This is a genomic window from Phaeobacter sp. CECT 5382 (assembly GCF_001457775.1).
GTDB lineage: Bacteria > Pseudomonadota > Alphaproteobacteria > Rhodobacterales > Rhodobacteraceae > Pseudophaeobacter.
Map to the genome: position 1 here is coordinate 32,105 of NZ_CYSG01000001.1, position 24,654 is coordinate 56,758.

General features: G+C 57.8%; 19 protein-coding genes and 1 tRNA gene. 12 read left to right on the forward strand and 8 right to left on the reverse strand.

Annotation, left to right across the window (positions count from 1 at the left end):
- Nucleotides 1–648 precede the first annotated feature (648 nt).
- The 4 genes from PH5382_RS00150 to PH5382_RS00165 all read left to right on the forward strand — a co-directional run bounded on the left by PH5382_RS00150 (nucleotide 649) and on the right by PH5382_RS00165 (nucleotide 3,780).
- Nucleotides 649–1,608, forward strand: a complete 960-nt coding sequence (locus PH5382_RS00150) for an aldo/keto reductase (protein WP_058332330.1) — start codon at nucleotides 649–651, stop codon at nucleotides 1,606–1,608.
- Entirely contained in the window at nucleotides 1,605–2,684 is a 1,080-nt protein-coding gene (locus PH5382_RS00155; protein ID WP_058332331.1) for an NAD(P)/FAD-dependent oxidoreductase, read from the forward strand. The genes PH5382_RS00150 and PH5382_RS00155 overlap by 4 nt, the downstream gene beginning before the upstream one ends.
- Complete coding sequence (locus tag PH5382_RS00160; RefSeq protein ID WP_058332332.1) at nucleotides 2,684–3,352, forward strand: DUF938 domain-containing protein; 669 nt, start codon at nucleotides 2,684–2,686, stop codon at nucleotides 3,350–3,352. Before PH5382_RS00155 ends, PH5382_RS00160 begins: the two co-directional genes overlap by 1 nt.
- Before the next feature lie 89 nt (nucleotides 3,353–3,441).
- Nucleotides 3,442–3,780 carry a carboxymuconolactone decarboxylase family protein gene (locus PH5382_RS00165; protein ID WP_058332333.1) on the forward strand — a complete coding sequence of 113 codons (339 nt, stop codon included), beginning with the start codon at nucleotides 3,442–3,444 and terminating at the stop codon, nucleotides 3,778–3,780.
- A gap of 41 nt (nucleotides 3,781–3,821) precedes the next feature.
- On the opposite strand, the gene PH5382_RS00170 is transcribed toward PH5382_RS00165, so the two are convergent.
- A complete protein-coding gene (locus PH5382_RS00170) occupies nucleotides 3,822–4,700 on the reverse strand; it encodes a LysR family transcriptional regulator (RefSeq protein WP_231751760.1) in 879 nt (292 codons plus the stop codon).
- Nucleotides 4,701–4,780: 80 nt separating this feature from the next.
- Between PH5382_RS00170 and PH5382_RS00175 the strand changes: the two genes are divergently transcribed.
- Nucleotides 4,781–5,374, forward strand: a complete 594-nt coding sequence (locus PH5382_RS00175; protein WP_058332334.1) for an HD domain-containing protein — start codon at nucleotides 4,781–4,783, stop codon at nucleotides 5,372–5,374.
- A gap of 174 nt (nucleotides 5,375–5,548) precedes the next feature.
- Here the strand turns inward: PH5382_RS00175 and PH5382_RS00180 are convergent, their stop codons facing one another.
- Nucleotides 5,549–5,980, reverse strand: a complete 432-nt coding sequence (locus PH5382_RS00180; RefSeq protein WP_082645522.1) for an ester cyclase — start codon at nucleotides 5,978–5,980, stop codon at nucleotides 5,549–5,551.
- A 312-nt stretch (nucleotides 5,981–6,292) separates the two neighbouring features.
- On the opposite strand from PH5382_RS00180, the gene speB reads away from it, so the two are divergent.
- On the forward strand, nucleotides 6,293–7,258 hold the full coding sequence (gene speB, locus PH5382_RS00185; protein WP_058332335.1) for an agmatinase: 966 nt from the start codon (nucleotides 6,293–6,295) through the stop codon (nucleotides 7,256–7,258).
- 60 nt (nucleotides 7,259–7,318) lie between these two features.
- Here the strand turns inward: speB and PH5382_RS00190 are convergent, their stop codons facing one another.
- A complete protein-coding gene (locus PH5382_RS00190; RefSeq protein ID WP_058332336.1) occupies nucleotides 7,319–8,638 on the reverse strand; it encodes an ATP-binding protein in 1,320 nt (439 codons plus the stop codon).
- Between the two features lie 336 nt (nucleotides 8,639–8,974).
- Between PH5382_RS00190 and PH5382_RS00195 the strand changes: the two genes are divergently transcribed.
- Both PH5382_RS00195 and PH5382_RS00200 read left to right on the forward strand, forming a co-directional pair.
- Complete coding sequence (locus PH5382_RS00195; RefSeq protein ID WP_058332337.1) at nucleotides 8,975–9,904, forward strand: MBL fold metallo-hydrolase; 930 nt, start codon at nucleotides 8,975–8,977, stop codon at nucleotides 9,902–9,904.
- A gap of 59 nt (nucleotides 9,905–9,963) precedes the next feature.
- Nucleotides 9,964–10,038, forward strand: a tRNA-Asn gene (locus PH5382_RS00200).
- 164 nt (nucleotides 10,039–10,202) lie between these two features.
- Here the strand turns inward: PH5382_RS00200 and torT are convergent.
- Nucleotides 10,203–11,228, reverse strand: a complete 1,026-nt coding sequence (gene torT, locus PH5382_RS00205; RefSeq protein WP_058332338.1) for a TMAO reductase system periplasmic protein TorT — start codon at nucleotides 11,226–11,228, stop codon at nucleotides 10,203–10,205.
- On the opposite strand from torT, the gene PH5382_RS00210 reads away from it, so the two are divergent.
- A complete protein-coding gene (locus PH5382_RS00210; protein WP_058332339.1) occupies nucleotides 11,227–14,091 on the forward strand; it encodes an ATP-binding protein in 2,865 nt (954 codons plus the stop codon). The genes torT and PH5382_RS00210 overlap by 2 nt on opposite strands.
- On the opposite strand, the gene PH5382_RS00215 is transcribed toward PH5382_RS00210, so the two are convergent.
- A complete protein-coding gene (locus tag PH5382_RS00215) occupies nucleotides 14,064–14,768 on the reverse strand; it encodes a response regulator (protein ID WP_058332340.1) in 705 nt (234 codons plus the stop codon). The two genes, PH5382_RS00210 and PH5382_RS00215, sit on opposite strands and share 28 nt — an antisense overlap.
- Before the next feature lie 142 nt (nucleotides 14,769–14,910).
- Here PH5382_RS00215 and PH5382_RS00220 point away from each other — a divergent pair, with 142 nt between their 5' ends.
- The 3 genes from PH5382_RS00220 to PH5382_RS00230 all read left to right on the forward strand — a co-directional run bounded on the left by PH5382_RS00220 (nucleotide 14,911) and on the right by PH5382_RS00230 (nucleotide 20,800).
- Entirely contained in the window at nucleotides 14,911–17,580 is a 2,670-nt protein-coding gene (locus PH5382_RS00220) for a molybdopterin-dependent oxidoreductase (protein ID WP_058332341.1), read from the forward strand.
- Nucleotides 17,581–17,870: 290 nt separating this feature from the next.
- A complete protein-coding gene (locus tag PH5382_RS00225; RefSeq protein ID WP_058332342.1) occupies nucleotides 17,871–19,295 on the forward strand; it encodes an aldehyde dehydrogenase family protein in 1,425 nt (474 codons plus the stop codon).
- Nucleotides 19,296–19,582: 287 nt separating this feature from the next.
- Entirely contained in the window at nucleotides 19,583–20,800 is a 1,218-nt protein-coding gene (locus PH5382_RS00230) for an MFS transporter (protein ID WP_058332343.1), read from the forward strand.
- Between the two features lie 164 nt (nucleotides 20,801–20,964).
- On the opposite strand, the gene PH5382_RS00235 is transcribed toward PH5382_RS00230, so the two are convergent.
- The 3 genes from PH5382_RS00235 to PH5382_RS00245 all read right to left on the reverse strand — a co-directional run bounded on the left by PH5382_RS00235 (nucleotide 20,965) and on the right by PH5382_RS00245 (nucleotide 24,136).
- Nucleotides 20,965–22,368: a TRAP transporter large permease gene (locus PH5382_RS00235; protein WP_058332344.1), complete on the reverse strand. Its 1,404-nt coding sequence runs from the start codon at nucleotides 22,366–22,368 to the stop codon at nucleotides 20,965–20,967.
- Nucleotides 22,369–22,370: 2 nt separating this feature from the next.
- Nucleotides 22,371–23,027: a TRAP transporter small permease subunit gene (locus PH5382_RS00240; RefSeq protein WP_058332345.1), complete on the reverse strand. Its 657-nt coding sequence runs from the start codon at nucleotides 23,025–23,027 to the stop codon at nucleotides 22,371–22,373.
- A 92-nt stretch (nucleotides 23,028–23,119) separates the two neighbouring features.
- Nucleotides 23,120–24,136, reverse strand: coding sequence for a C4-dicarboxylate TRAP transporter substrate-binding protein (locus PH5382_RS00245; RefSeq protein ID WP_058332346.1), 1,017 nt, complete (start codon nucleotides 24,134–24,136; stop codon nucleotides 23,120–23,122).
- Nucleotides 24,137–24,654 lie beyond the last annotated feature (518 nt).

Genomic DNA, 24,654 nt, shown 5'->3' on the forward strand with positions numbered 1-24,654 from the left:
AACGCCCCACATGATTGATCTCCAACTACGTTTCTTCACGAACCGTTGATAGCATAACGTGACGATGATCATTACGATCAACCATGGCATGATCGCATTAAAACCAAACCAATACATTGCGAACCAGACTACAGCCATGAGCGGCAGGAACATCTTTAACCAGTCGCGCCAAGCCTTTTTAATTATGGACGGCCTATCTGGGTTAGTGTGATTATCTGGCATTCTTCGACCCCTATTTTATCTGCTGATGATAAGCATACCGCCGAACGCCCGCAATATCTGACAGCGGTCAAGTGAAAGCCTTCCAAAAACCCTCGTTTTGGGCACTCCCGCAAACGTCCTCGTTTAATGCTTCCACAAACCCGTTCAAAACCCAAGTGGCTATTGAACGTTTTTACCTCTACCGTGATAGCAGACATTGGCCGCAGTGCAAAAACGCGGCAAAGAGGGCTCAAACCGGTCATCGGAGTAAAGCTGTTAGATGGCCACTCAGCTCTACATCGCGCCACCAAGCACTTCGAGTTATTGAACCTGCAAGCCGCATCTCCCTGAGCATTGACGACTCAGGCGGAGCAGTTTTTCACGAAAGGTAGGCCGACACTCACCTTCGCTCTTTTCCCTGTTACAGGGACGTGGCAGGTTCCGCCCATGACACAGATCCTTACCAGCCCCGACGGAACCCCGGCAAGCCGCTTTGCCTTTGGCACCATGCAGTTTGGTGGTCGCGCCGATGCCGCACAATCTGCTGAAATTTATGCCGCCTGCCGTGCCGCAGGGATTACCCATTTTGACACTGCCTGGGTCTATACAGACGGCCGTAGCGAAGAAATTTTGGGGCAACTGATCCAGGCTGAGCGTGACCAGGTGCTGGTCGCCAGCAAGGTCGGCTACTCCGGCGGTGCCGGGGCGGGTAATCTGCAAAGCCAGTTTGACACCAGTCGCAAGCGCCTTGGGCTGGACTGCATTGATATCCTTTATCTGCACCGTTTTGACGCCGAGACTGACCTGCGCGAAACCCTGTCATGGTTTGCCGCCCGCAAGGCGGCTGGCGATATCCGCTACATAGGGCTGTCGAATTTTGCCGCCTGGCAGGTGATGAAGGCCCAGATGCTTGGGAAAGAGATCGGGGTTTCGACAGATATCCTGCAGCCAATGTATTCGCTGGTGAAACGTCAGGTCGAGGTGGAAATCCTACCGATGTGTGCCGATCAGGGCATGGCCGTAGCCCCCTATTCGCCGCTGGGCGGTGGTTTGCTGACCGGTAAATATGCCTCAGGTGGCAGTGGTTGGTCCTCAGGACGGCTGAGCGAGGATGCCCGCTATAACAGCCGCTATGGCCAGGCCTGGATGCATGACACCGCCCGAGAACTGACCGTTATGGCACAGGCACGCGGTGTGGATCCGGCGACATTGGCCGTGGCCTGGGTCGCAGCCCATGGCAGCGCACCGATGCCGATCATCTCAGGGCGCACCGTGGAGCAGATTGCGCCCTCGCTTGCCGCACTGGATCTGGAGATGGATCAGGATCTCTATGACGCTATAGCCGCGCTCAGCCCGCGGCCAGTACCAGCCACCGATAGGCTCGAAGAACAGGAGATGGGTGCATGAAGAGTGATTTTATCGTCATTGGCGGCGGTATTGCCGGCACCAGTGCAGCCGCCCGCCTGTCGGCGCTGGGCCGCGTGGTCCTGCTCGAGGCGGAAGAGGCGCTTGGCTATCATGCCTCGGGACGTTCGGCGGCTATGTTTGAAGAAAACTACGGCACAGATGCCGTGGTCGCTCTGAACCGGGCCAGCGCTGACTATCACCATAGCGCCAATGGCGGCTATCTCACGCCGCGCGGATTCATGCTGGTGGCAGGCCCCGGTGAGGAGCAGCAGTTCACTTCTGATATCAAAGACCTGCACCTTGAGCCGATCTCGATCGAAGACGCATTGGACAGGGTTCCGATCCTGAACCCCAAAACCGTCACCCATGCCGGGTTGCATCAGGCGGCCCAGGACCTTGATACCGATCGCATGATCCAGGATTTCGCCAAGGTTCTGCGCGCAGCCGGCGGCAGTGTCGTGACCCGTGCGACCGTCACTGGCATCACCCGGTCTGGCGCAGGCTGGCTAGTGACTACCGCCGATACGACCTACGAGGCAGCCCAAATCGTCAATGCTGCCGGAGCCTGGGTAGATGAGATCGCCGTGCTTGCTGGTGTGTCCCCCATTGGCATTCAACCGCGCCGACGCTCGATGGCGCGACTGCCAGCCCCTGGCGGGCACGATGTCAGCACCTGGCCGATGCTGATGGGCGTCGGAGAGACATGGTATGCCAAGCCTGACGCGGGAAAACTTCTGGTCTCCCCTGCGGATGCCGATCTGGTGACACCCCATGATGCCTATGCCGATGACATGGTACTTGCCGAAGGGCTGGCGCGCTATGAAGAACGGGTAACGACACCGGTCACCCGGGTTGAAAGCAACTGGGCTGGCCTGCGCAGTTTTGCCCCGGACGGCAATCTGGTGCTTGGCCCCGATCCGGATCAACCTGATTTCATCTGGTGTGCAGCCCAGGGCGGCTATGGCTTTCAGACCGCCCCTGCCGCCTCGCAGCTGTTAGCGGATATCCTTGGTGGTACCTCCAGCCTGTTTGACACAGAAACGCTGGTGGCACTTTCGCCACAGAGGCTGCGCTGATGCCGGTCCGCTCTGTTCCCGGCAGCGCCTCGGTAGCCAACCCCGATGGCGGCAAACTGTTTGCGCCTTCAGCTGCGCGCAATTTGGCCGCCCTGTGTGATCTTCTCGATCAGGTCGCACCCACTTCCGGCACTGCCCTAGAACTGGCCAGCGGCACCGGACAACACGTTATTGGCTATGGCACCCGCCTGCCCGGTCTGACCTGGCAGCCAAGCGAGGTCGACCCGGCACGCCGCGCCAGCATTGATGCCCACGTGGCTGAGGCTGGTACAGACAATATCCGCCCGGCCCTTGCGCTGGATGCTACCGCACCGGGCTGGTCAGACAGCGTATTGCAGGCGCAGGGCCCGGTGGATCTGATCATGCTTTCCAATCTGTTACACCTGATCAGCACGCCAGAGGCGCAGCGCCTTATACAAGAGGCGGCAACCTGCTTGGCACCTGCGGGTACCTTGGTGATTTACGGCCCCTTTTCGCGTGCGGGAGAGCTGACCAGTGAGGGCGACGAGACCTTTCATGCCTCCCTTGTGGGTCATGACCCCGAGATTGGCTACAAAGATGATTTCGATGTGCTCGACTGGGCTGAAGACGCCGGGCTAACCCCCGGTGCCGTCATCGAAATGCCCGCCAACAATCTTGGTCTGGTGTTTCACAATGGCGCCACGTAACGCGCTGTCGGCGTGACCTAGATCAAAGTCGGCAGAGCGCCTGTTGCCTACACCTTCGGAAAGCGGAATGTAAAACCGAAGGACAGTCTATGAATTGGAACGACAAACTCGAGGGCACCCGTCAGGGATTGCGCAACCTGAACAAAGCAATCCCCGACACTGCCCAGGCCTTTGGGGCCCTGGGCAAGGCCGTCAAACAGGGGGGCGTGCTGGAGTTCAAACAAAAGGAATTCGTCGCTCTTGGTATCGCGGTGGCACTGCGCTGCGAAGACTGCATCGGCTTGCACGTCGAAGCGTTGATCCGTGCCGGGGCCAGCCGTGAAGAGGTCGCGGATGTGCTGGCCATGTCGATCCAGATGGGTGGCGGCCCGGCGATGATGTATGCCGCCAAAGCCATGACCTGTTTTGATGATTTGACCGCAAAATAACGGTTCAGCCCAGGCTCAATTCAGCTAACTTCAGGCCCACTTCACGGGCAACGCAGGCTGCGTAATCCCTGAAGCGCCTCTTCGATCTGAGACAAGATCGGCGATCCGGAATGATAGAGAGCCTTGCAGTCCAGCCACATCGGCGCGACCCCCGCGACCGGCTGCAAGCGCCCGTCCTGTAGTGCCTCTGCCACCATGGATCGTGGAAAAAACCCCATGCCACCGCGTTTATGCAGGTAGCGCAGTGCCATACCGGCATTGCCCAGAACGATATGTTGGCGACTGCCTTTGGGGATCACCTCCTGCACCTGCCGGTCGTAATGCCGCCCAAAATCCAGATTGATGAACAAAGGCAGGTTCTGCCCCATCTGCGGCCCGGCCAGGTCCAGCAGTTGATCCGACACCAGTATCAGCTCCTCCGGGGGCAGATCCTCGACCTGCAGCCGTGTCCCATGCGGGGCCTCGGTAACGATGGCGAGATCCAGCAGTTGCTGTGTGACCGCCTCCCCCATGTTGAGCGCGTGATCATAGTTGAGTATGAACGGAAGTTTTCCCTTCTGCTCTTCGAGCCAGATCACTAGATCGACCAGCATCGCGTCCCACATAGACAGCTGCGCCCCTAGCCGTAGTGACAAACGGTCCTGCAACGGCGCGGCGCCACCGGATTTCAAAAAGGCCCAGGTACGCTGCATCTGTTCGGCATAGGGTCGAAACTGTCGCCCTGACGCCGTCAGCTGCGTGCCGCCCGGTCCACGATCAAACAGGCTGATGGAGAGTTCCTCTTCGAGCACCCTAATCCGGGCACTCACAGTTGTCTGGGTGACATTCAACGCCTCGGCGGCCGCGTGAAAGCTGCCGTCACGCGCAATGGCCAGAAAGGTATCAATGGCGTTCATCTGCATGTGATGAATATCCTGCATCACACAGATCAAATCAATTCGTTTTGCCTATCATACGCGTTGCGCTAGCCAGACAAGACACCTCAACAGGAAACGCGCCCATGCTCGACAAAAGTCACAAACCCACCTGGACCAGTTTTGAACAGGCCGAAAAACCCGATTGGGATGCGGTCATGGCCTACGAAGAGGCCTTCAATGCCGCCCTTCCGGAGCGGATGCTCGCCGCCATCCGCTCGCTGGACGAGGACTGGACCCCTTATCCGATCAACCGCTATCAACACTGCCTGCAAGCGGCAACGCGTGCTTATACCGATGGGGCTGATGAGGAGATCATCGTTGCTGCCCTGGTGCATGACATCGGCGATATCCTGTCTCCCTATAACCACGGAGAACTGGCGGCCGCGATGATGAAACCCTATGTCAGCGAGCGCACCTGGTGGATCCTGAAACACCACTGTGTGTTCCAGGGATTTTACTACAATCACCATCTGGGCGGAGACCGCAATGCCCGCGACAAATACCGCGACAGCCCCCACTGGGAGGCGTGCCGAAAATTCTGCCACGATTATGACCAATGCGCCTTTGACCCGGATTATCCGACCAAGCCACTGGAGTTCTTTGAACCTATCCTGCGTCGCGTTCTGTCGCGGGGAGAAGGACATATGGAGTTGAACGAAACCGCAAGCCCGTCATGAGACCGTTTGAGCCGAACAGCTGGCCTCGCTCCAGACGTCGCTCCAGTCGGGCAGTGCTCTTGTGCCGGGCAGTCTTGCGGCCTCCTCAGGAACAGAAAAAGCAATTGAAGTCTGGCCTGTGCCCAACCTATGCAAGTTCAGTCTATGCCCCGGTCGGTCCTTGCTCAGGTCAGTCTAGGCCCAGGTCAGTTTTTGCCCGGAAAGGCAGGCGACCAGCGCATCAGGAGGCAATTGACCCAATTGCTCAAACAGGGTGAATCCATCAAAGCGGGAAATCAGCTCGGCGATTTTGTCTTCTTCGAACCGGATCAGCACGACTCCCTCGACACGCAAGGGGGTCGCCGCATCGGGGCCGGGTGATGTCATGACATAATGCGTCGACGTCCAGTCACCGTCTTGCAAGAAGCGCAGGATCTCGACCTTCAAGGGGCCAACGAGTTTGTGAATGACCTCCACCAGAAGCGGGAAGTCCCGGCGCGGAGCGAGCAATCCATCCAAAAGATCGCTATCCGTTAAAGATGGCGCAAGCATTTCGTCCAGGATTGCCATATTGCCCTTTTCCCAGGCCTCGACAAACCAGCGCTCAACAAGGTCACGTTTACTCATGTTTGGTCTCAACTCACACTACTGGGCAGAATCACAATTATGATACCCCTGCGTATATTGTGCACGATGCGACCACAAACCCCTATCTTGCCAAACCCTGACACTGACCCAGTCACGAAAGCTTGAGTGCAGGTTTTGAATCGGCAAAGCCCCCTAGAGACGAGCTGTGTAGACCGCATACCCCTGCATGCATCCCTTTCTTGTCCCGTTCTTGTCTGGGAGCGAAGCCCATCTGTCGCTCCCCTGCTTGGCGACCCGCTAAAAATCGGCCATGCTCAGGCAGAGAAACAATAAAAACCACGGGAGAATTACGTGTCTGAACATGGATATGCGGCGGGACGTCTCAATCTGCCATTCGTGGGAATTTCCACCTTTGGTAAATCTCAATACATCGCAGATTGGGATGCCATAGACGCCGATGTCGCCATCCTGGGGGCACCGTTTGATTTTGGCACCCAATGGCGGGCCGGCGCCCGTTTTGGCCCCCGCGCCGTCCGCGAGGCCTCAACCCTGTTCAGCTTTGGCCATGCCGGAGCCTATGATCACGAAGACGATGCCACCTATCTGGGCGCCGATATGAAAATGGTGGATATTGGCGACGCCGATATCATCCATACCAAGACCGAAGAAAGCCACGCGAATATCGAATTCGGCGTCAAGAAAATCCTTGATGCGGGAGCTTTGCCGGTGACCATCGGCGGCGATCATTCGATCAATATCCCCTGCATCAATGCCTTTGCCGAGGACTGTGCCCAAAACGGCCCGATCCATGTGGTGCAGATTGATGCCCATCTGGATTTTGTCGACGAACGCCATGGAGTCACCCATGGCCATGGCAACCCGATGCGCCGCGCCATCGAAAAAGACTATGTTTCGGGCATGACCCAGCTTGGCATTCGCAATGTGTCCTCTACTGCCAAAGAAGGCTACGATGACGCCCGCACCCGTGGTTCAGACATCCTGTCGGTGCGCCAAGTGCGCAAACTGGGCACCGAGGCCGTGCTGGCCCGCATCCCCGAAGGCAGTCGCTACTATGTCACCATCGATATCGATGCCTTCTGCCCCTCCATTGCCTCAGGCACCGGCACGCCAAGCCATGGCGGGTTTCTTTATTACGACGTATTGGAGATCTTGCAGGGGCTGAGCCAGCGTGGCGATGTGGTCGGCATTGACCTGGTGGAGGTGGCACCAGCCTATGACCCCAGCGAAAGCACGCAGGTTCTGGCCGCTCAGCTTCTACTCAACTTCATCGGCTTCATCTTTCACAATCGCAGCTGACCACAGCGCGCCCCGCACTTTCGTGCCGCCTCTCTACTCTTGTGATAGAGGCGGCACGCCTCATCGGCCGATCACGATATCCGCCTGCAGGCCGCCAAGCTCTTCGCTTTTGCCGAGGCGCAGAGTCCCTCCATGGGCGCGGGCAATATCGGTGACAATGGCCAGACCCAGCCCCACACCAGAGCCAAGATCTTGGTTGCGCGCCGGATCCAGCCGCGAAAAGGGACGGATCGCATCGCCGCGCTGCGCGGCTGGAATTCCGGGGCCATCGTCTTCGACCCGGATCCTCAAAGACTTTTCCGTCAATGCCATGGAGACCCGGGCACGGGTGCCGTAGCGCACCGCATTTGACACCAGGTTTTCGACCGCACGCCGTATCGATTGCGCCCTGAGCGGCACTGTCCCGACGCCGCTCAGCTCTCCCAGCATCACGTCTTTGTTTTGGCGCCGCCAATCCTCGACCACGGCTGTGATCAGCGCCTGCGGGTCCACCGGTTCCGGTTCACCAGTTGAGGCACCACGCGAAAAATCAAGGAACGCATCCAGCAGCGCCTGCATCTCGCTGACATCGCGCAGCATTGGTTCGGCCTCATCCTCGTCAATCATCGCCAAGCTCAGCTTGAGACGCGTCAGCGGCGTGCGCAGGTCATGGCTGACCCCTGACAGCATCAGGGTACGCTGCTCGATCTGGCGCTCAATGCGGGCACGCATATCCAGAAAGGCGCTGCCCGCGACCCGCACCTCTGTGGCGCCGCGCGGCGCATAGGGGACATTGCGCCCCCGCCCAAAGGCCTGAGCCGCATCCGCCAGTTTTTTGATCGGACGCAACTGGTTGCGCATGTAGACAAAGGAAATCACGGTCATCAGGAAACCAAAAAACACCATGGTAACAATCAGCTGATGCGGTGCTGCCGCCGTAAGGCGCCGCCGGTCCAACCGCAATTCAAGAATCCCCGCAGCGGTGTCCAGATACAGCAAAAAGTCCCGATTTTCCGGAAACTTCACGGCTCGAAATTCGGCCAATTCCAACTGGAACTTGTCGCGGACCACACGCCCTGAAAACTCATCCCAGCGCAGCTCATCGCGCGGCGGCTGCGCCTCAGCAGGCAGGATTCGGGCCTGCATTGTCAGCGGCTCCAGCAACGGATCAATCCGCGCCAGATAGGCCAGCGGATCGGCTTCATCTGCGCCCAGTTGCTGCAACAGGGCGATTTCACGTAGCACAGTCGTGGTCATCTGCGTCGTGACATCTTCGAGGTCACGTTTGATAAAGACGATCGACACCACCAATTGCAGTGCAACGATTGGCATAACCAGGATCAATGCCGCACGGGCATAAAGGCTACGCGGGACATATTGTTTGAGCCATTGGAAGAACATAGGTTAAGACTACAGCTGCAGTGCGACACTGTGAAGATGGAGGCTGACAACAGGTGACAGCAATGCTGATGTGACCCTGAAATACATCAGGGACGTAAATCGGCACTGGCAGGGAAACTGGCGTAGTTCAGCGATACGAGTGCAGATCGGTGGTATCCGGCAGCGGATCACACCGAGGTTGGCGCAGGCCGCCTCTTCGCCCTGGTTCCGACCGTCGTTCTGCGGGCTTGCAGACCAGCCCGACAGATCGCAAACAAGCATTGAAAATGTTGCAGGCTAAATGTTGCAGGCCACAGGTCAGCAGAAAACAAGACGACAGAGACGAGGCGACAGCAGATGAAGGCTCCTGATGATTTCAATCCAGTCCCCGGACAGCCCGAGGAACTGGAACCCGGTGTGCGGCGCATTCTGGCACCCAACCCCTCTCCGATGACGTATCGCGGAACCAATACCTATCTGATCGGCACCGGGGATGTTGCGGTGATCGATCCCGGTCCAGACCTGCCCGCGCATCTGGAGGCCATCCTGGCCGCCATCGAACCTGGGCAGAGGATCAGCCATATCATCGTTACCCACAGCCATCTTGATCACTCCCCGCTGGCCAGGGCCCTGTCGCTGCGCTGTGGGGCGCCTGTCTATGGGTTTGGCCCGGCTACTGCCGGGCGCAGCCCTGCAATGCAGGACCTCGTGGACAAGGGTATGCAAGGGGGTGGTGAAGGAATTGACACTGATTTCATCCCGGACATATCCGTGCGCGACGGCGAGATCCTGACGGGCGAAACCTGGAGCCTGGAGGTCATACACACCCCGGGCCATCTGGGGAACCACATTGCCCTCGGGCTGAATGACGCCTGTTTCACCGCCGATCACGTGATGGGCTGGGCCAGCTCGCTGGTATCCCCCCCCGATGGCGATCTTACCGATTTCATGACCTCTTGTCAGCGCCTGCGCGACGGCTCTTGGCGTGTCTTCTATCCTGGCCACGGGGCCGCCGTGCTGGATCCTTCGGGCCGACTGGACTGGCTGATGGGGCACCGAAATGCCCGCGAGGCTGCAATTCTCGAACGGCTGCAACACCAGCCTGCAACACCTGCGGAACTGGCCCGGGCTATCTACACCGAAACCCCACCTGCCTTGTTGGGCGCGGCTGAACGCAACGTGCTTGCACATTTGGTCGATCTGGCGGGAAAGTCTATTGTGTCGCCAATTGGCGCCCTTACCCCGGAGGCAAAGTTCCGCCTCGGGACCCAGGCTGATTTTTCTTGAAAAATCTACATTTCCCCTCTGGACGTCTTCTGCCGCTCTGGCTATATCGCTCTCACCGTTCCGGCGTAGCTCAGCGGTAGAGCAGTTGACTGTTAATCAATTGGTCGTAGGTTCGATCCCTACCGCCGGAGCCATAAAAAGCCACCAAGCTCAATAGCTTGGTGGCTTTTTTGACTTTAATAGTCCTTCCGTGAGTTCAATAAGCCTAGCGGGATTTCATAGGATCACCCATTTGGCCGAGACTTGGCAGCACTTTCTTTCTAGCCAGCCAAACCTAGCAGAATGCGGTCTAAGGCTTTTATTCGATGGCCAGAACAAGGTGCGCAGGCGAAAGTGGCAAATCACCTGCATCTTCGGCCTGGATCAGTTCAATTTCCGGTCCCTGCAACGCTGAAAGCCGTCCGCCGCTGATCGCATAGAGAGCTGCCCCAACGCCCAGTCGCCCCTGCAGCACCGGATCATCAAACGGCACAGCGACTACTTTTCCACTTTGCAGCCCACGTCGAACAGAATGGCTGATGTAGGTGGCTATCATCTGAGGAAAGCCGCTGTCGCTGCGTGCCGCCAGCCCCATCGAAGCCTCGATAGCAGGAGCGCTGCCCACCAGATAGTCGAGGCCGGGTTGCAAACTCAGCGCTGTTTCCACTTCGCGCAATTGCTCGCGCAGCCCGGTATCGGCATGGCGCGTCACAACTATTTCGACCGAAGAGCCAAGCAATCCGGCCCGTAACCCGCTTTCAAGCAAGGGCGACCAGCCGGAATCGACCGGCCCGGTGACAAATCCGACCGTGGTGGCCCGGGCTCCGCCCGGATGTCTTGCAGCCAGAAAATCCCCAATCACACGCCCCATTTGACGCCAATCCACGCCAATCGAGCCCGCCAGATCAGGCGACTGCAACTCATTCACCAGCGCCAAGACCGGAACACGGGCCGCAGCATGTTTCACTGCCGCCAGAAGAACATCCGCCTCGGCTGAAATAGCGCCCAGCAAAATGGCATCCACCCCCTGCGCAATGCAGGTTTCAAGCAGGCTCACCTGACGTTCCAGAGCGTGATAGCCGCCGGACTCATGGATGATCAGGGCGACCTGCCTGCGAGACGCCTCTTCCTGCAGGCCGTGTCCGACACTAAGCCAATATTCATCCTTGAAATGCGGGACGACTACACACAGCCGAACCTGACTGGACGGGGCAGAAGTCTGCTCCCTGTGAGGGTGCGGCCAGGGAGATTCATCACCGGTTTGCGCCTCGACCGCTAAAACAAGGGATGCAAAAACAAGGCAAGTGATTGCGAGCAAGCGCAAAACACCATAGCGTCGCGCCATGCAACACGTTGGTTTTGACAAGCAGTTATTACGGGTGTTCACCTTCATCGTGAGCCTCTCCGTCCTTGTCAGCCTGGCAGCACTAGGCTCCAACCTCTATCTCACCGGGCAACAGCGCGCCTTGATACAGGACAATTTGCCCGCTGCCGCCCTCGCCCGCAAGATTTCCGACGAAAGCATCTTTGTCGCCGCGCTTGCTCCGTCGTTTTCCGAGGTCGGCAATCTGGCAGACCTCCAGTCGCTGGTCCGTTCCCTGCAGCACGAGATGGACGATCTGAAGACCGATTTCGATCGGCTCAGACAGCCTGGAATATTCGCCGATCTTTTCAAGGACGACCTGAACAATGGTGCGCAGGTTCTGGAGCGTTTGCAATCTTCGGTGACACAGCTGGCCCAGGTTGCGCAAATGCGGCTGCAGCAACGCCAGAGATTGGACGGACGTCTGACCAATGTCGCAGACAGTCTGGCAGAAATTCAGGATATTTTGGCCAGTCAGCTGGATATCACCCGCGTCAGGGTCACGGCAACAATAGCCGACCTTTATGCCCAACCGGATGCGGCCAGGCAACTGCTGGACAGATTGGCCGACCGCGATTTTTTCGCCTATGACCGCCAGGTCGAACTGGCCCGTGCCATTGATGCCGCCGGAGGCCATCTACGGCTGATTGCGGATCTGTCGGACAGGGAAAAACTAACACAGCAACGCGAAGACCTTGCCCAAAACCTGGCCTTCGCCGAGCGGCGGCTGGAATATCTTCTTTCAGCACAGGCGCAGTCGCGGGCGACTGATCTGCTGCGCCTCTTGCGAGAGGAGCTTGCAGAAACAGGCGCCTATAGCCTGCAGGAAGCGGCGCTGGTCAATGCCGACAGGATGGTCACGCTGCTGTCTGGCATACGCCGCGATGTCGGCGTATTGACCCGATTTACCGATAACCTGCTCACCCGCCTACAGGCTCGGGCTCTGCAATCACAACAGCAAACTGATACCCTCGGCCACCGCATCGCAATCGGGCTTGGCGTGTTGCTGCTTTTGGCGACTGGGGCGGGTTTTGTGAGCTGGCAATTTGCCAGAAGACAGGTCGTGGCCCGCCTGCGCGGTGTCGCTGAACATATCGACGCACTGGTACACGAAGACTACGGCCGCGACATTCCTGTCAGCGGTGACGACGAAATCGGCGCCATGGAACAGGCTCTGCATATTCTGCGTGGACGTGCCGCAAAAGCGCGGCAATTGCGCAACGAACTGGAAGACACGGTTCGCCAGCGCACCGGCGACATTGTCACCGAGATGAACGCACATGACCGCGCCCGCGCCGAGGCCGAGGCCGCCAACCGGGCAAAATCGGAATTCCTGGCCATGATGAGTCACGAGATCCGCACCCCGCTAAACGGCATCATCGGGATGCTGCGTTTGCTGGAAAGCGAGCTTGCAGGTCAGGATGATCGCCAGCGCCTGGTCACGGCACGACAGTCGGCCGAACACCTGCTGGGACTGACCAATGATCTGCTGGACTATGCCAGCACCGAACGGGGCAAGTTGCGTGACACCCCCATCCATTTTGACCTACGTGATCTGGTCGGCCAATTTGCCACCTACCTCGGTGTCAGCACCCAGGCCAAAGGGCTGGGTTATGGCGTCCAATCCCCACCGGATTTGCCGATTGCGTTGTTTGGGGATGTTTCCAAAATTCGCCAGGTGGTGGTCAACCTGCTGTCCAATGCAACTAAATATACCGAGCAGGGCCGTATCGATCTGGTGGTGGACCACGCCTTTGAAGGCGAGGATGGCCGCCATGTCATCAGCTTTTCGGTTGTCGACACCGGTATTGGCATCGCCGCCAAAGATATGGACTTCATCTTTGATGCTTATGGCCGCGCCGAACGGGGCAAGAAGGCCGATATTCAGGGGATGGGGCTGGGGCTGTCAATTTCCCGCCGCCTGACCGAAGTCATCGGTGGCTTGCTGAGCGTTGAAAGTGCGCCCGACCAGGGCTCGCGCTTCACTCTGACCCTCGCCCTGCCGGAAGGCGATCTGGCGCAGGTCTCCCGTCCGATAGAAACGGTTGCACGTGCCACGCTCGGTCAGCGGATTCTGCTGGTCGAAGACAACGCCGTCAACCGTATGGTGGCACAGGGCTACCTTGCACGGTTGGGCTGCTTTGTCACCGAAGCAGAAACCGGAAAGGCAGCGATCAAAGCTGTGCACGCCGCCGATTTCGATGTGGTCCTGCTGGATCTGGACCTGCCTGACATCTCGGGAATTGAGGTGGCGGCAGAAATCACCCGATGCCTGAGCACCCCGCCCCGGCTTGTGGCGCTGACCGCGCATAACCTAGCCGACACCCAGGAAGAGCGTGACCGTCTCGGCGTCGAACGTATTCTCACCAAACCCATTTCTCCGCGTCAGCTGAGCCAGATGCTTGCCACCACACCCCCGGATGGTCAGCACGCGCAGAACCGGGAAAGTGAGTTGGCACAGACAGAGACAGAAATCGAAACCGCACCCACGCGTGAAAGCCTGTCCAGCGACATACTGGATCTGGGCGCCGAGGAAACCAGTGCAATCCTGACAGAGTATCTGAAGCAAGCTGACCAGGCCGTCTCACAGCTTGCCGAGGCCTGTGCTGCGCAGGATCATGAGAACGCCCGCCGGACGGCACATCGCCTGAAGGGGGCGTCCTCCAATTTCCGTCTGGACGTGCTGGGCAGCTATCTTGGGCGCTTGGAAAAACTGGCAGAAACACAGCAGGACCTGTCGGGCGCCAGCGAAAACCTTGAACAGATTTTCTTGGAAACACGCCGCCAGCTTTGCAAAGTTGCCCAGGATCTGGGTCTTCAGGTATCTGAGGCGGCAAAGACATAGCCTTCGCCGTGAACAGTGATAATCCAGTCGGGCTGTCCCGGATCCGTTTCGATCTTTTTGCGCAGGCGCCCGACCAGAACATCAATTGTGCGGTTGTCCGGCGCCCATTGCCGGTGCTGGATCAGCTCCAGCAGGCGTTCGCGGGGCAGGATCACGCCGGGGTAGCGGGTGAAGGCATGCAACAGCTCGAATTCGGCCCGTGTCAATTGTTCGATCGCACCGGTGTCATCCGCCAGACGCCGACGCATCCGATCCAATGTCCAGCGCCCAAAACGCCAGACTGGTTCTGGTGCGGGTTCACTGCTGCCAATTTCACTGATCCGCAGCATCAGGTTCTTGATCCGCGCAAATAGTTCGCGCTTGTCAAAGGGTTTGGTCACATAGTCATCCGCCCCCATTTCCAACCCGATGATCCGGTCTATCTGATCATCGCGACTGGTCAGTAAAATAATCCCGGCCTTTGATTTAGCCCGTTGTTCACGGGTTATTGTCAGACCATCTTTGCCATCAAGGTTGATATCCACCAGCAAAAGATCGGCCGGATCACGCGCCAGGATTTCTTCCATCTGGCAGGCATCTTCCGCTTCGCTGACGCGATACATCTGCTTGCTCAGCGCCGCTGCCAGCCGTCGGCGGGTGACGCTGTCGTCTTCAACGATGATGATATGCTGGCTCATACATGCCTCTTTGGGGCCACTCGCCCGAATTGTTACACTCTTTTACAAACTCAAACAGCCTGTTCATGGCTGACGAAAGACCTGTTCATGCGCGGTTTCTAGATTTGGGGTCAGACATTCACATGATTCCGTGGAGGACACCATGACTTTTGCCAACCCAACCCGCCGTTCGTTCCTGCAAGGTGGCGCTGCCGCCTTCGGCGCGACCACCCTGATGGGATCAACCGCCCTGGCGGGGATCGACCCCAACTCCTTTGCGGCGCGCACCTTTCATGCCAGCCACTTTGGCCCCTTTGAGGCCGTCGTGCGCGATGGCAAGATCGTCGCCATCAACAATATGATGGAACTTGATGCCCGCCCGACCGAGATGCTGTCCTATGGCATCATCGACCGCACCTATGACAAAAGCCGCATCGACTACCCGATGGTGCGTAAATCCTACCTCGAAGGTTGGCAGAGCGGCGACGTGAAACCAGAACTGCGCGGCAAGGAAGAATACGTCCGCGTCGATTGGGACACCGCCTGGAGCCTGACTGCCAAGGCCCTGCTGGATACCGCCACCAATCATGGCAACGAAGCCATCTTCAGCTCATCCTATGGCGGCTGGTCCAATGCCGGTGTGTTCCGCCCCAACGTGTTGCAGGGGCGCCTGATCAACCTGATGGGCGGCTGCACCAATACTGCTGGTGACTGGTCTGCCGGTGCCTCGCAGATCGCACTGCCGCATGTGATTGGCGATATGGAAGTCTATTCCACCCAATCCGCATGGGAAACCATCCGCGACGAAACCGAAGTCTTTGTGCTTGTCGGGTGTGACCCGATCAAGAACAACCGTATTGAATACCGGGTTGCCGACCATGGCATGTATGCCCACTGGGAAGAAATCCGCGATGCCGGGATCAAGTTCATCTCAATCAACCCTCAGCGCACCGCGTCGGATGAGTATCTCAAGGCCGACTGGCTGAAAATCATCCCTAATACCGACGTCGCCCTGTTCAACGCCATGGCCTACCACGTGCTGGAACAAGGCCTGGACGACAAGGAATACATGGCCAAATACACCACAGGCGCCGACAAATGGATCGCCTATGTGATGGGTGAAACCGATGGCACCCCCAAAACCCCCGCATGGGCGGCCGCCATCACCGGTATGGATGAAGCTGAAATCAAGGCCCTGGCAGAACTGCTGGCGACCTCGAAAACAGAAATCGCCGGTGCCTGGTCGCTGCAGCGTGCACAGCACGGTGAAATGACCCACTGGGCCATCGTCAACTTTGCCGCCCTCACCGGCAAGATCGGCAAACCGGGTCAGGGCGTTGGTTTCTCCTGGCACTATGGCAACGGCGGCATGCCCGCTTCTGGCAAATCCACCCCATCGGGGCTCAGCCAGGGCCGTAACTTTGTCAAAACCATCTGCCCGGCCAGCCGGATCACTGAAATGCTGGAAAATCCCGGCCTCGAGATGAGCTACAATGGCAACAAAAACGTCTACCCTGACGTCAAGATGATCTTTAACGCCGGCAACAACTTCATGTCGCACCAGCAAGATACCAACCGGCTGATCCGTGCGCTCGAGAAGGTCGAAACCATTGTCAGCGTTGACGTCTGGTGGACAGCTGCAACCCGTTGGGCCGATATCGTCATGCCCGCCGCGTCCACATTGGAACAGGATGACATCACCTCGGGTGGGACCTATTCCAACGACCGTGTCTATGCGATGAAAAAGGTCATTGAGCCGATCGGCGATGCACTGCCAGATTATGAGATCTTCGAAGGTCTTGCTGACAAACTGGGTCTCTGGGCGCAGTTCACCGACAGCGAAGATAAGATGTATCACATCAAGATGGCCTATGAGCGCTCAACCGCGGCCAAGACCACCCCGTTCGAGGAGTTCTGGGAACAGGGCTACGCATTGATGGAAGTGGAAGACGAGGCGCGCAAATGGACCCGTCATGGAGCCTTCTATGACGACCCGGATGCCAATCCGCTGCACACCACTTCGGGCAAGATCGAAATGTTCTGCAACACCATTGCAGACATGCAGATTGAAGACTGCCCCGGCATGCCGGTCTGGATGGAGAAACACGAATATCTGGGCAATGCCAAAGAGGGCCAGCTGCATGTTGTCAGCCCCCACCCTTGGTACCGCCTGCACAGCCAGATGGATCAATCCTCAACCCTGCGTGGCATCTACAAGGTCCAGGGACGTGAACCGGTGCGGATCAACAGCCAGGACGCCGAGAAACGCGGCATCGCCGACGGCGATCTGGTCGAGCTTTACAATGATCGTGGCGCGGTTCTGGCCGGGGCGGTTGTCTCTGACGACATCATGCCGGGGGTGATCTCGATCTACGAGGGCTGCTGGCCACAGGTTGACAGCAAAGGCCGCTGCAACTCGGGTCTGATCAACTTCCTGACCTCGACCCAGCGCAGCTCGGGTCTCAGCCAGGCGACCACTGCCAACACCACCCTGGTGTCGATCAAGAAATGTGAAGATCCCGACGGGCCCAACCTGGCCTACGAGAAACCCGCATTCATCGATAACATGGAGCTGACAGAGATCGATGAAGACGGGCTAGGCCTGGAACGGCTCGAGGCTCTGACCGCTTCGCTCTATGCAGACATGACCCCGGGTGAAAAGATCTACTACGAGCGCTGCACCGTTTGCCACGCGCCGCGTGAAGTGACCCACTACACCCGGCAACAGTGGCAGGGCATCACCCCGTCCATGTTCCCGCGTGCCGGTCTAGACGACGAGGAATCTGCGCTGGTCTTGGACTATCTGATGAAGAACGCGGCAGACGCCAACTAATCACTCACGGTCCATTTCGGGCAGAACACCATGGGCGGCCGGGACATTCCCGGTCGCCCATGATTCTTTTTGGATTGAAAACCTTCGAGCAAATTGAATCTGCTTCAGCGCGATTCAGAAATAGCACTGCAAGACCGTGTCGTCGGCAGCAACTCTCGGCTGGCAGATGTCGGTGAGGTCAAGACACTTGTCGAAAAAGCCATCGCCAAAGCCTGATAAAGGCGACACAGTATCTCAAGCAAAAACCGAAGGCTCGCCACAAACGCGCGATACCCAACAGGAGTGACAGGATGGAAAACCTGAAAAAGTTCTACATTGGTGGCGAATGGGTTGAGCCAATCTCAACCGCGACCATGCCGGTCATGAACCCGGCCACAGAGCAGCAGATTGGCACGGTCGCAATGGGCAATCAGGCCGATGTGGATCGCGCCGTGGCCGCAGCCAAGGCCGCTTTTGAAAGCTTCTCACAGACCTCCAAGGCAGAACGTCTGGCCCTGCTGGACCGCCTAATGGAGGCAACAAAAGCCCGTTTCGAGGATCTCGCACAGGCGATGTCCGCAGAAATGGGAGCCCCGATCACCATGTCGCGCGAGGCGCAAGCAGATGCGGCCATCGGGCATCTACAAGGCTTCATCGATGCCCTGCAGGAGATCAAGCAGCGAGAGACCCTGTCCAATGGCGATACCTTACTGCGCGAACCGATTGGCGTTTGCGGGTTGATCACCCCCTGGAACTGGCCGATGAACCAGATCGCGCTCAAGGTGGTGCCTGCCCTGGCCACGGGCTGCACCTGCGTGCTGAAGCCTTCGGAACATACGCCAATATCGGCCATGATCTATGCCGAAATCATTGACGCCGCGGGCTACCCGGCGGGGGTTTTCAATCTTGTGCAGGGCGATGGCGTGTCGGTTGGCAGCGCTATGTCGCGCCACGCAGATATCCAGATGATGTCTTTCACCGGCTCCACCCGGGCAGGCAGCGCCATCACCAAAGACGCCGCCGACACGGTAAAACGCGTCACACTGGAGCTGGGAGGGAAATCCCCAAATCTGGTCTTTGCCGATTGCGATCTCGAAGAACGCGTGGCCGGATCGGTGCAGGAGGTGATGTATAACACCGGCCAGTCCTGTGATGCCCCAACCCGCCTTTTGGTCGAGCGCAGCGTCTATGACCAGGTGCTGGACATCGCCAAGCGCACCGCCGAAAGCATTCAGGTGGGCAATCCGGCCGAAGAAGGCGACCACATCGGCCCGCTGTTTGACCGCATTCAATACGACCGGGTTCAGGAAAAGATCCAGACAGGCATCGACGAAGGCGCGCGGCTTTTGACAGGCGGACTGGGCAAGCCTGAGGGCTTTGACACCGGTTGGTTCTGCAAGCCAACCATTTTTGGCGATGTGGATAATGCCATGCGCATTGCTCAGGAAGAGATCTTTGGCCCGGTTCTGGTGGTGATCCCCTTTGACACTGAGGCAGAGGCTATCGAGATCGCCAATGACACGCCCTACGGTCTGGCCGCCTATTTGCAAACCGGCGACCCCGAGCGCGCCGAACGTGTCGCCGCGCGGCTACGCGCCGGGGCAGTGCATATCAATGGTGGTGGCTTCAACTATGGCTCCCCCTTTGGCGGCTACAAACAGTCCGGCAATGGCCGCGAAGGTGGGCATATGGGGCTGGAGGACTATCTGGAGGTCAAGACGTTGCACTTTGGCTAATGGCCTGGCAAAGGCTGAGAAAAGACTCGTGATGAATGGCGTGGGGGAACTCGTAAATGAAACGAAGGCGGATAGCGCGCCTTCGTTCACTATAGCACTGTTTCACGAGGTCGTTGGCCATTAGCGTCAGGGCAGCCCCAAAGCAGGTCCGCTCTGCATGATTCAGCGCGGCAGACGAGTGGCAGGTTTAGTCCGTTTGGACTTTATCCTAGTCGGGTCGTTCCGTCGGCTTGTTGCAAATGAACCGCTGTGCCAAGCTCTCATTTTAGAGAGAATTTTGGATCAAAATGTCTACTCCACTTTTAGTCAGAAACCGAAATTTTCGCCTTCTTTTTGGCGCTGGCACTCTGACCAACCTTGGCGATGGTATGGTCGTGCTTGCCTTACCCTGGCTCGCAACCCTGATGTCGCATGACCCTGTCGCAATCGGCACAGTCGCGGCGGCGGGCCGCTTGCCGTGGTTGTTATTTGCGATACCTGCCGGTGTCATTATCGATAACTCTGACCATAGAAAGCTCATCGCGCGTGCTGATATTTTACGTGCGGCCATTGTTGCGGCAATCATGATGCTCGCGATGAGTGAGTACATAGATGGCGCGATCTGGATACTCGCAGCGCTTGCTTTTCTATTAGGGTCTGCGGAAGTTTTACGGGACAATGCCGCACAAACCATGCTGCCATCAATTGTGGAAACCAAGGATCTAGAGACCGCCAACGGTCAGCTCTGGAGCAGCGAACAATTGACCGGCCAATTCATTGGCCCGCCATTGGCAGGCATTCTGATCGCCGCTGGCATTGGCATTCCCTTTGGTCTTGACGCTGCATTGCTGGTCTTGGCGGCAGGCTTGGTGTGGATGATTTCGCTCAAGCCAAGGGCAAAGATCCAACGCAGTTTCCGAAAAGCACTGTTTGAAGGAATAGCCTTTATGCGGCGTGACGCATTGTTGCTACGACTGGCAATCGTTTTGGGGATCGCGAACTTCATCGCTACGGCGACAATCACTATCCAGGTTCTTTTTGCACAGGATGTATTGGCGATATCCGCATCTTCTTACGGGGTGGTCCTGTCCGTCGCAGCCGTTGGTGCAATCACCGGAAGCCTGCTCGCTCCTTGGGCTATTTCCAGGCTTGGCTCGCAGGCCTGTTTGTACCTTTCAATTGCAACTTGGGGCATTGGCTATAGTGCTATCGGAGTGAGCCATTCAGGACTGGCAATGGCGCTCGCGCTCTTCTTTGTGATGGCCGCGGCCATGCTCTGGAATGTCATCACAGTCTCTTGGCGGCAAAGGCGTATCCCCCCGGAGCTATTAGGCCGCGTCAATAGTATTTACCGTTTCTTTGGATGGGGTTCGATGCCTTTGGGAGCGATGACTGGCGGTATTTTGGTTTCGGTTTTGGAACAGGATTTTGGTCGCGAAATTGCACTGCGTTCATCGTTCCTATGTGCAGGGGTAGCCTGCACAATCCTGCTAATATATGCATTATTCAAACTGCGTCTCGATTGACGAAGCGGACATTGGCACAGTTGTAGCGGACTGGTGCTTGGCCCAGTAGAACAAATGCAACACTCCATTTCACGCAATTCGACTGCCCCAAAATGGAGAAACACCCCGGCGTTCAAACCGGAGTGCTTTTTCTTTCAATGGCTGACAGTGGCCAATGTTTGCGGCTACTGCGCCAGCATCGGCAGGTAAAGCACGATACCCGGGAAGGCCACCAACAGCGCAATGGTCACGCCATCCGCGATGAAGAACGGCATCACCCCGCGGAACACATCCTGCACGCTCAGATCATCACGCACACCCGCTACCACAAAGCAGTTGAGGCCAATCGGGGGTGTGATCAGGCAGAACTCGGCCATCTTCACCACCAGAATACCAAACCAGATCGCGCACATCGTCCCCGACATGCCAAAGGCGCTGTCTGCTGCCGCAACAGTTTCGCCGCCATTCAACGCCATCACAGCCGGGTAGACCACCGGCAGGGTCAGCAAGAGCATACCAATGGCATCCATGAACATACCCAGCACCGCATAGGCCAGCAGGATACAGATCAGGATCACCATGGGCGACATCTCGAGGCTGGTGATCCAGTCAGAGAAAGCCCCCGGAAGGTCTGCAAAGCCCAGGAAACGCACATAGATCAGCACGCCCCAGATGATGGTAAAGATCATCACCGTCAGCTTGGCTGTTTCCAGCAGTGCCGATTTGAACTCGGCCCATTTCATGCCGCGCCACAGCGCCATGCAAAAGACCACAAAGGCCCCAAGTGCGCCGCCTTCGGTAGGAGTGCCCCAAGCATCGCCGCCGAAAGGGTTGTAGACAAAGCAGATGATGATCACGACGACAAAGATGATCGGCAGCGCCCCCGGTAGCGATTCAAAGCGCTGGCGCCAAGTGAAGCCCCGAACCGGCGGGCCGACATTCTTGAAAATCAGCGCAATGCCAATGATCAGAGTCACATAGACCACAGCACTAAAGGCACCGGGGATAAACCCCGCAAGCAACAGCTTGCCCACGTCCTGCTCCACGATAATGGCATAGATCACCAGAATGGCCGATGGCGGGATCAAAGAGGCCAGTGTTCCGGCGGCGGCCACAACCCCTGCCGCAAAGCGTTTGTTGTAGCCGATCGCCAGCATCTCGGGGATGGCGATACGGGCAAACACCGCAGATGTGGCAACCGATGCCCCCGAGACCGCCGCAAAACCCGCCGTCGCAAACACGGTCGAGACCGCAAGACCGCCGGGAAGCCAGGCAATCCAGCGCTTGGCTGCCTCGAACAACGCCCGCGTGAGGCCTGCGTAGTAAGCCAGATAGCCAATCAGAATGAAGGTCGGAATAAGGCTCAGCGCCTGGCTTGAGACCTTGGAGTGCGGAACCTGCCCTGCGGTTTTCACCGCAATCGTCAACGCTTTGCCAAACCGGGACGGATCATAGCCAAACTTGGCCCAAAAGATCCACACCAAGCCAACAAGACCGGCAAGACCGGCAGCAAAAGCCACCCGCATACCCAAAACCACCAGGACCAGCATGATGCCAGTGACCCAAAGGCCGATATCAATTGGTTCCATGTCTAGTTCCCCTGCCCGCTCACGGCATCATCATCGTGACCACTGAGCTGTTCTGCCTCAGCGGCGGCCTGTTCGGCGGCATCCTGTATCAATGGCACTGCCGGTGGAGTTGCCAGCCCCAGCACCATGGCCCGGCCATAGCCCCAGACCTGCAACAGCAGGCGCAGAACCAGCACTGAAAAGGCCACTGGCGCCAGAAGCTTGGCCGGCCAGATCGGCAATCCGATATCGATCGAACTGTCACGGCTCCACAGTGGTGCGGCAAAATCAAAGGACCGTGCAAAATGCGACCAGCTGCCCCAGACCAGGGCCAGCATCAGCACCAGCATCAACAGCACAGACACCAGTTCAAACAGCCAAAGCGCGCGCCCTCGCAGAGCGCCAATGACGATGTCCATGCGGATATGGCCGCCATCTCGCTGCACGTAGGAAATCCCCATAAAGGCGATCAGCGGCATGGCCTGTTCGATCCAGTCCACATATCCCGGCAGCGGTGCGTTCATCGTGTTGCGACCACCCACCGAAATCACGGCCAGCAGCATGAGTGAAAAGACTGCCAACCCGCTCAGCAGGGCAAAAACCTGCTCCAGGCGCAGCAATTTGCGGTCAAGACGGCTGATCAGACTGCCATCTTCCAATACCGCGGCGTTTCCCGCCATGGGTCCCACCTTTCTGTCAGAGAGAGTGTTCCAGGAAATGGAAATCGGGGCCGAGAGAGCGCGCTCTCAGCCCCGACAAATCCCAAGCGGCCCTAGTTGTCGGCGCGGGTGTCTTCCAGTGTCTTCATCACCAGGTCATAGAGCTCTTGGCCCGGAATACCCTGTGCTTCCATGTCCTTGATCCACTGTTCGCGGATCGGGTCAGCAGCAGTGGCGCGGAACGAGGCCAGCTCTTCCTCCGGCAGCATCACCTTGGTCACGCCCTTTTCTTCCAGGACGGTGTCCCATTTGGCCAGCAGCGCGCCGTAGTTGTCGAGGTAATGCGCGATGGCTTCATCTACGGAACTATCCAGTGCAGCGCGCTCGGCGTCAGACAGCGCGTCATAGGCATCGGTGTTGACCACAACCGGGCAGTTGACGGTGCCGGGATTGAGGTTGGCTGTCCACCACTCAGCGCGGTTGATGGTGCCAAAGGCCAGATGCGCGTGCTGAGCAAATGCAACCGTGTCAACAACACCGCTTTCCATTGCGTTATAGGCTTCGGTCGCGGTCACCGATGTTGGAACAGCGCCCACTGCCGAAAATGCCTTGCCGATACCGCCGGTAGCGCGCACCCGCATATCTTTGAACTCGGCCACTGCATCGCGTGGCTCGCCCGTACCGACGATATTGTACTGTGGCATCGGTGAAGTCATCAGTAGCTTGGCATTCCAGCGCGCCAGATCCTTTTGCGCCGCAGGATGCGCGTAAACCGCGTGGCTCACGGCCACTTCTTCTTCGAGGGTGTTCACCCCCAGGAAGGGCAGTTCCAGCACAGTGATCGAAGGGTTCTTGTCGCGGTGATAGCCAGCACAGAACTGCGCCATCTCGAAGGCACCAATTGAGATACCGTCGAGGTTCTCTTTGTTCTTGGACAGGCCACCATAGCTGATGTTGAGGGTGAAATCGCCATTGGTCTTGGCGGAAACCAGCTCTGCCAGTTTCTCGACGTGCTCAGTAAAGGCGCGACGTTTGCCCCAGACCGAGACATTCCATTCGGTTGCTGCGGCCTCTCCCACGAGCGCAAAACCAGCGGCAGCCGCCACAGCGGCAGTCAGAATCGTTTTCATATAGTCATCTCCCATTTTGCGCCCATATCGACCAAACTACCCGTTTCGGGTGGCCCAGAGGCCAGGCGCTTGGCGACAAGCTAGCGGTAACTGACTAAGCTGCCAAGCCCGGAGCGCAACAGAACGCAAGACAGGCAACGTGATTCCACCCAGAGGCGAAACAGCGGTACAGATAAGGCTGCTCCAACCATCCCTGCGGAGTAACAAACTTGCGCAAAAACACCCTGCGCCGACGTAAAACCGTCTCCGAGTCACAAAATGCCGCAGGTTTATTTTTGCACGAAACGGCAGGATTGACCGCTCTCTCCTGGCTTTTGTCGACAATTCACCGAAATTCCGGCAGGCCATCGTTGACTGAATTTCCTCATATTTTCATAGGAATTTCTTGAAGTTTTTCCAACAAATTTTCAAACGCACGCCCAACAGGGAAATTCATTTACAAGCAAATCGTTATTTTTCTGCCGCTTATTCACTTATTTTCAACACTCCCTATGATCACCGAAGAGGAAGGAAACGGT